8 protein-coding genes are annotated in these 10,195 nt (G+C 61.0%); 1 reads left to right on the forward strand and 7 read right to left on the reverse strand.

All coding sequences use genetic code 11. The annotated features are described in order from the left end of the window. Positions 1 to 192: 192 nt before the first annotated feature. Genes panC through panD form a run of 3 tightly spaced genes read right to left on the reverse strand, consistent with a single transcriptional unit; the run spans position 193 to position 2,410 of the window. Complete coding sequence (gene panC / locus RAD10_RS38910) at positions 193 to 1,041, reverse strand: pantoate--beta-alanine ligase (RefSeq protein ID WP_461621614.1); 849 nt, start codon at positions 1,039 to 1,041, stop codon at positions 193 to 195. Beyond that, a complete protein-coding gene (gene panB, locus RAD10_RS38915; RefSeq protein ID WP_461621615.1) occupies positions 1,038 to 1,928 on the reverse strand; it encodes a 3-methyl-2-oxobutanoate hydroxymethyltransferase in 891 nt (296 codons plus the stop codon). Before panB ends, panC begins: the two co-directional genes overlap by 4 nt. A gap of 17 nt (positions 1,929 to 1,945) precedes the next feature. Beyond that, on the reverse strand, positions 1,946 to 2,410 hold the full coding sequence (gene panD / locus RAD10_RS38920; protein ID WP_129142446.1) for an aspartate 1-decarboxylase: 465 nt from the start codon (positions 2,408 to 2,410) through the stop codon (positions 1,946 to 1,948). A 61-nt stretch (positions 2,411 to 2,471) separates the two neighbouring features. Here panD and RAD10_RS38925 point away from each other — a divergent pair, with 61 nt between their 5' ends. Then, a complete protein-coding gene (locus RAD10_RS38925) occupies positions 2,472 to 3,026 on the forward strand; it encodes an antibiotic biosynthesis monooxygenase family protein (protein ID WP_461621616.1) in 555 nt (184 codons plus the stop codon). A gap of 144 nt (positions 3,027 to 3,170) precedes the next feature. Here the strand turns inward: RAD10_RS38925 and RAD10_RS38930 are convergent, their stop codons facing one another. From RAD10_RS38930 to RAD10_RS38945, 4 genes are all read right to left on the reverse strand, one after another. After that, positions 3,171 to 3,428, reverse strand: a complete 258-nt coding sequence (locus RAD10_RS38930) for a hypothetical protein (RefSeq protein WP_461621617.1) — start codon at positions 3,426 to 3,428, stop codon at positions 3,171 to 3,173. A 1,201-nt stretch (positions 3,429 to 4,629) separates the two neighbouring features. Further along, positions 4,630 to 6,825, reverse strand: coding sequence for a methylmalonyl-CoA mutase (gene scpA, locus RAD10_RS38935; RefSeq protein ID WP_461621621.1), 2,196 nt, complete (start codon positions 6,823 to 6,825; stop codon positions 4,630 to 4,632). A gap of 28 nt (positions 6,826 to 6,853) precedes the next feature. Continuing rightward, on the reverse strand, positions 6,854 to 8,740 hold the full coding sequence (locus RAD10_RS38940; protein ID WP_461621618.1) for a methylmalonyl-CoA mutase family protein: 1,887 nt from the start codon (positions 8,738 to 8,740) through the stop codon (positions 6,854 to 6,856). A gap of 111 nt (positions 8,741 to 8,851) precedes the next feature. Next, positions 8,852 to 10,195 (reverse strand): ATP-binding protein (locus RAD10_RS38945; RefSeq protein ID WP_461621619.1); only part of this gene is annotated, 1,344 nt, incomplete at its 5' end.

Below are 10,195 nucleotides of genomic sequence, written 5' to 3' on the forward strand. Positions count from 1 at the left end.
GTGCCCTTGCCTGAACCATTGTCCCAATCAGGCCGATCTGGCACTCAGCTCGGGAATGGCAAGAACCTGAGGTCCGCAGCCCGAAACTGTTCGAAGATGACCCTTCAGCCGCCCCACGGAGGTGAGGAGCTTGCCGGAAGCGCTTCGCGTCGGAGCAGCATCAATCAAGACGATTCTTTCGGCCCAGTCGCGCTACGGAGTTGGCTGAAGTACGACGTTGTCGATTAGCCGCGTCGACCCGACATAGGCCGCCACGCACAGTGCCGCGGGGCGATGCAGCGGACTTGCGGCGGGCTTGAGCGTGTCGCCGTCAACAAGCTCAAGGTACTGCACACTATCGACCGTTTCCAAATGCCTCCGGGCGATTGCAATCAGCAGGTCCACGTTCCGCTCTCCCAAGCCGAACTCCTCTGCTGCGGCGAAGAGTCCACGACTGATGGCGAGGGCTTGCCTCCGGTCTTCCTCGCTGAGATACCGGTTGCGGCTGCTCATTGCGAGACGGTCCCATTCCCGAACGGTCGGCACGACAACGATCTCGATCGGCAGATTCAGATCAATGGTCATGCGACGCACGACCGCACACTGCTGAAAATCCTTTTGCCCGAAGAACGCTACGTCCGGCTGCACCATGTTGAACAGCTTGCTTACGACCGTCGCGACCCCGCGAAAATGTCCCGGCCTGAACGCGCCGCAAAGCGGTTTCGCGAGTTCGCCCGGTTCGACGAAGGTCTCGAATTGAGCAGGATAAATTTCCTCTGCGCCCGGAGCGAAGATGATCGCAACGCCCGCATCGCGGCAAAGTTTTTCATCGCGCGCGAAGTCGCGTGGATAGGTGCTGAGATCCTCGTTTGGCCCGAACTGAGTGGGGTTGACGAAGATGCTAACCACGGTGAAGTCGCATTGCGCCCGGCTGGCCTCGATCAGCGCCAGGTGGCCGTCGTGCAAATAGCCCATTGTCGGTACAAATCCGACACGCTTATCTGCTCTGCGAGCCGCCGCGAGAACGCCGCGAAGCTCGGCGACAGTCGTGATTGTCTTCATTGTTGCGCTTCACATCGGGTTGGGTTTGAAGGCGTCCAGTTTGCGATCGTCTCACCGATGCCTTCGGGAAGCCGATAAGACTCTTGCGGTGCCGGAAAGGCACCGTCACGGACATCGGCAACCCAACGCGACAGCGCCTCCTGCAACACGCGAAAGCCGTCGGCGTAGGTACGAACGAATTTTGGGACATGGCCTTCGATCAAGCCAAGCACGTCGTGGAACACCAACACTTGCCCCGAACAGCCAGGACCTGCGCCAATCCCGATGGTAGGTATGGTCAGCGTTTCTGTCGCTCGCGCAGCGAGCTCGGCCGGAATGCCTTCCAGGACCAGAGCGAAACAGCCGGCCTCCTGCAAACGATGGGCGTCGTCGAGCAGACGCACGGCGTCATCGGCCTTGCGGCCCTGCACCTTGAATCCACCCATCGCATTGACGCTCTGCGGGGTCAGGCCGAGATGACCCATCACCGGGATCTCGCACTGGACCAGGGCACGTATCATTTCGACGCGCTTGAATCCGCCCTCGAGCTTTACGGCGTCGGCGCCACGCTGCAAAAAGCCTCCGGCGTTGCGGATCGTGTCCTCCGGGCTGAGGTGAAAGCTCAGAAATGGCATATCGGCCACGAGCAGGGCGCGAGGTTTCACACGCGCAACCGCCTCAAGATGGTGATTCATCATCGCGATGCTGACCGGCAGCGTATTGTCGAATCCGAGGCACACGTTGCCGACGCTGTCTCCGACAAGGATCATATCCACCATCGGATCCGCAATGCGGGCAGTAACCGCATCATAGGCGGTCGTCATTACGAGACGCCGCCCCTCCTCCTTCCACCGTTGCACCCTGGGAAGCGTGACCCGCTCGCCTGCGGCTTTTGAGGTGTGGCTCATTCCCGCCCCCTGTCTCGTCAGCCGACCCAGTTCGATTCCGCGGATCGAAGTGGTACAGTTTTCACGTCCCCTGCCTTACCTAATATCTCGAAGCCATAACGCCCAGTTGCATCGCGAGTGACTGAGTAGGTCATGCGATCGGAAATGTGATTGTGGCGATCGAACGTAAGGATTCGTGGCCTGAGCCGAGCGAGTTCCCTCTCATCTACGTAGGTCGAACTGCAGACGATGATTTGATCACCTGCCTGGCAGGTGCGCGCGGCGGCGCCGTTGAGGACACAGCAACGCGAGCCGCCCGCGCCGAAAATGACGTAGGTCGAAATTCGCGCCCCGGAGTTCTTGTTCCAGATATCCACGAATTCCATCGGCAGGATCCCGGCCTCATGGCACTGATCCGGATCGAGCGTGATCGAGCCGTGATAGTGAAGATTGGCTTCCGTAACGTGGATGCCATGCAGCTTTGCAGCCAGCACTTTTCTCATCTGAAAGTTCCTTTGAGCCTGCCTCGCGTCCCTAAAGCCGACCTCTCCTATGGAGCACGAGATGAAACTGTCAACTCAGAGATACAAAAAGAAAAATCTCTCTCAAAACCAGCGGCTAGACGCGAAGGAACGACCAATGGTCGCGCGATCATCGCGCAAGAACTTCCCAACTATTAGTCATACGAAAGGCTGCGTTGCCACACGCCAGGCGCCGATATTTCGAACACATTCAGGCGCTCCACTTGTTCAATCGAGGAAGTTGGATCTTGTTGGACCACACGGACCGTCAGACAACTCGTTTTTTGAAGTGGACAGCCATTTCGAAACCCCGATAGGTCGCCTGGCAACACTCATCGCGCACAGCCAGGGCCGCCATGAGTCGTCACATCGTTTTCCTCACTGCAAACAGCAATGCCTATATCGATCGGATAATGGCACCACAATCCCGCATGCGCGCCGGCTCGAGGTCGCCCGCAACCCCAAGACTGACGAACTCGGGAACGACATCGACATCGTAGTTTGTGGTCAATTCGACAATGAAGCTGAGCTCGCAACTTACAAAGGCTCGATCAGGCGGCTGCGACCACTGAGAGAACTGGGTTTCGATCGACTATAGTTTGGCTGATGTCCCCCCGTAAGTCCGATGCAGGTCACAGAGCTGCCCTGATGGAGCCGACCGCGGCGAGGCAATGTCTCGCGGGTCGACCATACCCTGGGTTTTTGGATAGCGCGGCAAACGGCGCTGCCCCTACCGGCGATATCATCGGTCTTTTTCCCTACGTTTCAGGGGTTTGGGCCGGCTTACACGCTGCGCAGCGATTGTGAGTTGAAGCGAGGTCTTTCGACCAAGTCGATCACCGATGACGCCAAACAGCGCGCCGCCAATGGCCGATCCGAACAATGTCAAAGCCTGCAGTGAACCGATCTCAGCCAATGATAGCGACATCGATCGTTGGAGTCGCGGGCAAAAGGAACGAAAGATCAGAACGTCGTAGAAGTCGAGAATGTAGCCCAGCATTGCTGAGATCATAATCGAATACCGTCGCCTCGTCGTGTAATCTTCCGAAGTCACGAAGTTTATAGATATGTGGTGCGCTTCCCGTTGAAAGAGCTGGAAAGGTGATAGTCGTTACCGAAACGCGTTCCGCGTCACTGGGAGTCGCAAAGCGGCTCCGGGCACCGATTTGATGCGCTAAGCGCAGGGCCCCAATTCTCGACGCTGGCGAAATTGAAAGAGGTGGGTCCTTGCTCACAAAACCTCAGCCACCATCACCGGCGTTATCAATCGTCGCAAATCACGGGGCCTCATCAAGAGCTCCAAAGATCCTCTGAACCCGCGGCGACGCGAGGTCGCTTTGACCGAGAAGGGAAGACCGAAGCGGACGCAGCGATTGAGACTATCGCCGACGAGTCCAGCGCCCTTCACCCGCGCTCGCTCAAGCGCTGTGTCCATATCCTCCACTCGTATACAACGACAGCATTCCGAGACTGCTTGACGCGGATTCCGCCGGGCTTGCCAAGCAAAAGGCGGCCTTATCTCCTACGAACTGAATCCATTTGCCGCGGTCGGCAAAGCGGTCAATCCAAGTTCTTCGTAGAAGCAATGCGAACCTTTCATCTTCCGGAGCACTAAGATAGACGTGCTTAAGCGTCACATTATCTCTCCTTATTGGCGTGGACCGTTAATCCATGCCCCACCCCGGACTAGAGTTTGATGATCATGTCGCGCTGTCCTTTCGGCATTAATGTTCAATGTGGTCACGCCCCGCCTGACAAATCAGCATTCTATGCTGTTGCCTACGGACGCAAGACGTCCTCTTCGCTAACCGGTGCGGCGAGAGGAGGTGAAGTTGTTGGGGCCGGCGTCGAATTGCTCTGATCGAAGTGCGCAGACCTGAGGCAACTCTGCCACGTATTCCGGCAGAGCTATGGACGAAGGGCTGGCACTGCAATCTCGACTGCGCCAGCTCTCGGAGTCACCATTTCCGATGACCGACCCGACCCTTTGTCGGACTCGGCTGCATCTTTCTCAGCTCATCTCTTTCAGAGCATAATTCTTGAAGTCTCGCCTGTATCTTGCCGATGAGCACTTCCGTTGCGCCCACGTCTATTCCTGCATGTCGCAGTCGAGATGCGTCCCTACGGTGACGTCCGATCTGAACGCGCATGTGATCTATCTCGTGACGAATTCGATCTAGAGTCGACATGATTGCTGCCTGCTAGTCATATTCGGACGAGCGCTCGGGTGAGCCTGTATTCAGCGATGCCGCCTCGTTGTGCCCGAGCCGGGCATTCAGCTTGCGGATCAGCTCCTCGGCGGCGTCCGCGATCACGGTGCCAGGCGGGAAGATCGCTTCGGCACCGGCGGCATAGAGCGCATCGTAATCCTGCGGCGGTACCACCCCGCCGACGATGATCATGATGTCGTCGCGGCCCTGCTTCTTGAGCGCGGCCTTCAGCTCCGGCACGGCGGTGAGGTGAGCGGCCGCCAGGGAAGAGACGCCGAGGATGTGGACGTCGTTCTCGACGGCCTGCCGCGCGGCCTCGTCGGCGGTAGCAAACAGCGGCCCGATGTCGACGTCGAAGCCGATATCGGCAAACGCCGAGGCGATCACTTTCTGGCCGCGGTCGTGGCCGTCCTGGCCGATCTTGGCGACCAGGATGCGCGGGCGGCGGCCTTCCGCCTCCTCGAAGGCGTCGATCAGCGCCTGAACCTTCTCGATTTGGCTGCCCATGCTGGACGCCTCCCGCTTGTAGACGCCGCTGATGGAGTTGATCTCGGCGCGGTGCCGGCCGAACACCTTCTCCATCGCGTCCGAAATTTCGCCGACAGTCGCCTTGGCGCGCGCAGCAACAATGGCGAGCGCCAAGAGATTGCCGTTGCCGTCGCCGGCGGAGCGAGTGATCGCTGCGAGTGCGGCATCGACGTCCCTCTGGTTGCGCTCGGACTTCAGCCGCGTCAGCTTGTCGATCTGGAGGCGCCGGACATTGGTGTTGTCGACCTTCAGGATATCGATCGGCGCCTCGTCGGTCGGCTTGTACTTGTTGACGCCGATCACCGCCTGCTTGCCGGCATCGATCCGGGCCTGGGTCTTGGCCGAGGCCTCCTCGATGCGCAGCTTCGGCACGCCGGCTTCGATCGCCTTCGCCATGCCGCCGAGCTCCTCGACTTCCTGGATATGGCTCCAGGCCTTTGCGGCGAGGTCGCGCGTGAGCCGCTCGACGTAGTAGGAGCCGCCCCAGGGATCGATGATGCGGGTGGTGCCGCTCTCCTGCTGCAGGAACAGCTGGGTGTTGCGGGCGATGCGCGCCGAGAAATCGGTCGGCAGCGCCAGCGCTTCGTCGAGCGCGTTGGTGTGCAGCGACTGGGTGTGGCCTTGCGTCGCCGCCATCGCCTCCACCGTCGTACGCATCACATTGTTGAAGACGTCCTGCGCGGTCAGCGACCATCCCGAGGTCTGGCTATGCGTGCGCAGCGACAGCGAACGCGGATCCCTGGGGTTGAACGGCTTGAGCAGCTTGGCCCAGAGCAGGCGCGCCGCGCGCAGCTTGGCGACCTCCATGAAGAAGTTCATGCCGATCGCCCAGAAGAACGACAGGCGCGGCGCGAAGCGGTCGACGTCGAGGCCGGCGGCAAGGCCGGCACGCAGATATTCGACGCCGTCGGCGAGCGTATAGGCGAGCTCGAGATCCTGCGTCGCGCCGGCCTCCTGCATGTGATAGCCGGAGATCGAGATCGAATTGTATTTCGGCATCTTTTGCGAGGTGTAAGCAAAGATGTCCGAGATGATCCGCATCGAGGGCGCGGGCGGATAGATATAGGTGTTACGCACCATGAACTCTTTCAGAATGTCGTTCTGAATGGTGCCCGACAGCTTCTCCGGCGGCACGCCCTGTTCCTCGGCCGCGGCGACGTAGAGCGCGAGGATCGGCAGCACCGCGCCGTTCATGGTCATGGACACGCTCATCTGGTCGAGCGGAATCCCCGCAAACAGCGTGCGCATGTCGTAGATGGAATCGATGGCAACGCCCGCCATGCCGACGTCGCCGCCGACGCGCGGATGATCCGAGTCGTAGCCGCGATGGGTAGCGAGATCGAACGCGACCGAGAGGCCCTTCTGGCCCGCCGCGAGGTTGCGGCGATAGAACGCGTTGGAATCCTCGGCCGTGGAGAAGCCGGCATATTGCCTGACCGTCCAGGGCTGGTTGACGTACATGGTCGGGTAGGGGCCGCGCAGGTACGGCGCGATGCCCGGATAGGTCTCGAGGAAATCGAGCCCGGCGATATCTGCTTCTCCGTATGCTGACTTGACCGGAATGCCCTCCGGAGTGACCCACGGATCGACGGGAACAGAAGAGGCGACGACCGAGCACCTTTCGAAAGCAACATCTGCAAAATGCGGGATACCGCCGATGGATGACATTTGAGTGCTCGCGTTTCGATTAGCGACTATCCGAAGGAATCTTCGGGTTTTGGATCCAGTCGTAAGCGGCATTTAGCGTCGCCAAGGCGTCGCAACCGACGTGAATGAAGCTGCCGATGCCAGCCCGCCGAAACGCGGCCTCGAATTGAGAGGGAGGTCCCGCCAAATAGATGTGCCTAGCGCCGACTTGCTGAAGCGCTTGGGCGGAGATCTCGGCGCGTTCCGCATAGATCTTATCGCTGGAGCAAAGGCAGGCGAGTGCGGCACCAGAGCCCATGAATGCGAGGGCAAGCTCGGCTGGGTCGGCGACGCCTGCGCCGTCGATAGCCTCAATTCCTCCGGCTTCGAAGAAGCTCCTCGCAAAGCTCGCGCGGGCCGTAAAGTCGGTCGGTGTGCCAAGACTAGCAAGAAAAACTCGCGGCCGCACGCCGCATAGCTTCAGTATGGCATCGGACTTGTCGCGGAGCGCTTCAAATGGTTCCGAAAGCCGGATCGGCGGTAGTGCATCGAATACGAATCTCTGGCCAACCTCAGGCGGAAGAGCCACCGGTGTTACGTTCAGTACCGACGCTGCGCCTTCGCCAAGGGTTGCGAACTCGCTTACTCCAGTCAGCGGCTCGCGGCGCTTCGCGAGATTGGTATCGCGCGCTCTGCGCGTAGCTATGATCTTCGCCTGAAGCGTTCCCTGTTGGAGAGTGGCAAAGAGGCCTCCGGCATCTTCAGTCTCCTGAAAGCTCCTCCAGGCCGCCTCGCAAAGCTCTATTGTTAGCGCCTCAATGCCGCCAGCACCTGCGGCAGGATCGCTAACCTTGGCCAGATTGCTTTCCTCCAGCAGCAGAAGCTGCGTGTTACGCGCCACGCGCCGCGCAAACGCGTCCGGAAGGCCTAGCGCCAACGTGTGCGGGAGAACCGTGATCGCATTGGCACCGGCGATTCCCGCAGAGAATGTCGCCAAGGTAGCGCGCAACATGTTTACGTAGGGATCGCGCCTGGTCAACATGCGCCAGGAGCTGTCGGCCGCAATGAACAGCGGCTTTGGCTCAAGACCACACGCCGATTCGATGCGCGCCCAGAGTAGTCGTAAGGCGCGGAATTTGGCTATAGTCAAAAACTCGTCTGCGTCAGCAGCGAGCCGCGCATAAATCATACTTCGTGCTTGATCCAGCGGAATGCGCCCCGCTTCCATAGCGTGCAGATATGCCACCCCGCAGGCAAGCACGAAGGCAAGCTCCTGCACTTCCGAGCCGCCGGCATCGTGAACGATACTGCCATCGCTCACGGCGAACGGCCCCTTGAACCCCAGCGCTACAAACCCTTTTATCGTGCTGGCAACGGTCCGCGCGATTTCGTCCCAAGTGTATGGACTGCGTCCGCGAAGGGCGCACGCGCCCAGCGGATCGAGCCCGAATCGAATGTCGCAGATGGCTGGATCGAGGCCGACCGACCTCACATATTCCGCGACATGGATCGCGGTCTTACGCCCTTGTGTACCAATCTGAAGTTCAATCCCAATGCCGGCATCAAGGTGGACGTCCTCTAAAGCCTTGGCGACGGCACCCGCCGTTTGATCTAGACCGAATCCGCGGCTGCAGTTAGCCCCGGCAAAGACGAGCGCCAGGCCCGTCGCTCCATTCTCCAGATCCTGAAGGGCTTGCCTGTTTGCCGTTGCCGCGTCTGGATGATCGATGCGCTGCATGATCTGCCAAGGGGCCGCGGGTGCCCGCCCCACGATCGGCGTGACGTCTTTCGCGCGGCGGTAAATCGGCTCGATTCTCAAGTCGTCGTACGTCTTGCCAATCAGCTTTTCGAACGGTGCTCCCTTTAGCACGCCATCGACCAGCTTGCGCCAGTCCTCGTGTGAAGCAGGCGCAAAGCCCGATGCCAATGCAAATAGTTCGGTATTCATCAACTCCACCCCGTCCCAAGTGGAGCCGAGCCGCCCAACGTCACTTCTGTCTAGAGCTAACCGGAAGTCCTGCAGGCGGCTGCCCATCTCAGGTCGCGATCTTTGCGGTACTCAGGAAAACTCCAAAATCAGCGCGTCAACCGCCAGCGTCGCGCCGGCGCTGGTGTGAACCTTCTTCACGGTACCGTCCTGCTCGGCGCGCAGCACGTTCTGCATCTTCATGGCTTCGACCACGGCCAGCGTCTCGCCGGCCTTGACCTCCTGCCCTTCGTTCACCGCGATCGAGACCACGAGGCCCGGCATCGGGCACAGCAGCTTCTTGCCGCTGTCGGAGGCCGTCGTCACCGGCATCAGCCGTGCGGAGGTCGCCTCGGCCTCGGTCCAGACATAGACCGGCACCTCGACGCCCTGATGCGCGAGGCGGATGCCGTTGGCAATCGGCCGCGCCTGCACCGCGATGAACTGGCCGTCGATGGTGCCCTGCCAGACCGGGTCGCCCGGCTTCCACGGCGACTGCAAGAGATGCGCGTTGCCGGCCTTGCCCTCGGCGTCGACGAAGCGGATCGCGATCGCCTCGCCCTCGCGCGCGACCTCGAGCTGGATCTCCTGGCGGTCGAGCCAGACCGCGCGGCGGCGCTCGCGCTGCACGATGCGCCCGCCCATCTGGCCCGAGATCTGCCGCTTGCGCTCGCCGAGCACGTGATCGATGGCGGCGCCGACCGCGGCGATGCGCCGGGCGACCTCGCCTTCCGGCACGCGCACCGCAAAGCCCTTGGGGAATTCCTCGGCGATGAATCCGGTCGAGAGCCGGCCCTCGCGCCAGCGCGGATGATGCATCAGCGCCGAGAGGAACGGGATGTTGTGACGGATGCCGTCGACGTAGAACGAGTCCAGCGCGGTCGCCTGGGCCTCGATCGCGGCCGCGCGGGACGGCGCGTGGGTGACGAGCTTGGCGATCATCGGATCGTAATGGATCGAGATCTCGCCGCCCTCCTGCACGCCGGTATCGTTGCGGATGGTGATGCCGTCGTGGCTGGCTTCCGCCGGCGGACGATATTTCACCAGACGTCCGATCGAGGGCAGGAAGTTGCGGAACGGATCTTCGGCGTAGAGACGCGATTCCACCGCCCAGCCCGTCAGCGTGACGTCCTTCTGCGCGATGGCGAGCTTCTCGCCCGCGGCAACGCGGATCATCTGCTCGACGAGATCGATGCCGGTGACGAGCTCGGTGACGGGATGCTCGACCTGCAGGCGCGTGTTCATCTCCAGGAAGTAGAAGCTCTTGTCCTGGCCTGCGACGAACTCGACGGTGCCGGCCGAGTCGTAGTTCACGGCCTTGGCCAGCGCGACGGCCTGCTCGCCCATCTTGCGGCGCGTCGCTTCATCGAGCAGCGGCGACGGCGCCTCCTCGATGACCTTCTGGTTGCGGCGCTGGATCGAGCATTCGCGCTCGCC

The organism is Bradyrhizobium sp. 23AC, from assembly GCF_054863025.1.

Excerpts from the sequence above, each read along its gene's own strand:
- panB (WP_461621615.1), bottom strand. The coding sequence starts at position 1,928 with ATGAGCCACACCTCAAAAGCCGCAGGCGAGCGGGTCACGCTTCCCAGG.
- panD (WP_129142446.1), bottom strand. The coding sequence starts at position 2,410 with ATGAGAAAAGTGCTGGCTGCAAAGCTGCATGGCATCCACGTTACGGAA.
- RAD10_RS38930 (WP_461621617.1), bottom strand. The coding sequence starts at position 3,428 with ATGCTGGGCTACATTCTCGACTTCTACGACGTTCTGATCTTTCGTTCC.
- RAD10_RS38940 (WP_461621618.1), bottom strand. The coding sequence starts at position 8,740 with ATGAATACCGAACTATTTGCATTGGCATCGGGCTTTGCGCCTGCTTCA.
- panC (WP_461621614.1), bottom strand. The coding sequence starts at position 1,041 with ATGAAGACAATCACGACTGTCGCCGAGCTTCGCGGCGTTCTCGCGGCG.
- RAD10_RS38925 (WP_461621616.1), top strand. The coding sequence starts at position 2,472 with ATGAAACTGTCAACTCAGAGATACAAAAAGAAAAATCTCTCTCAAAAC.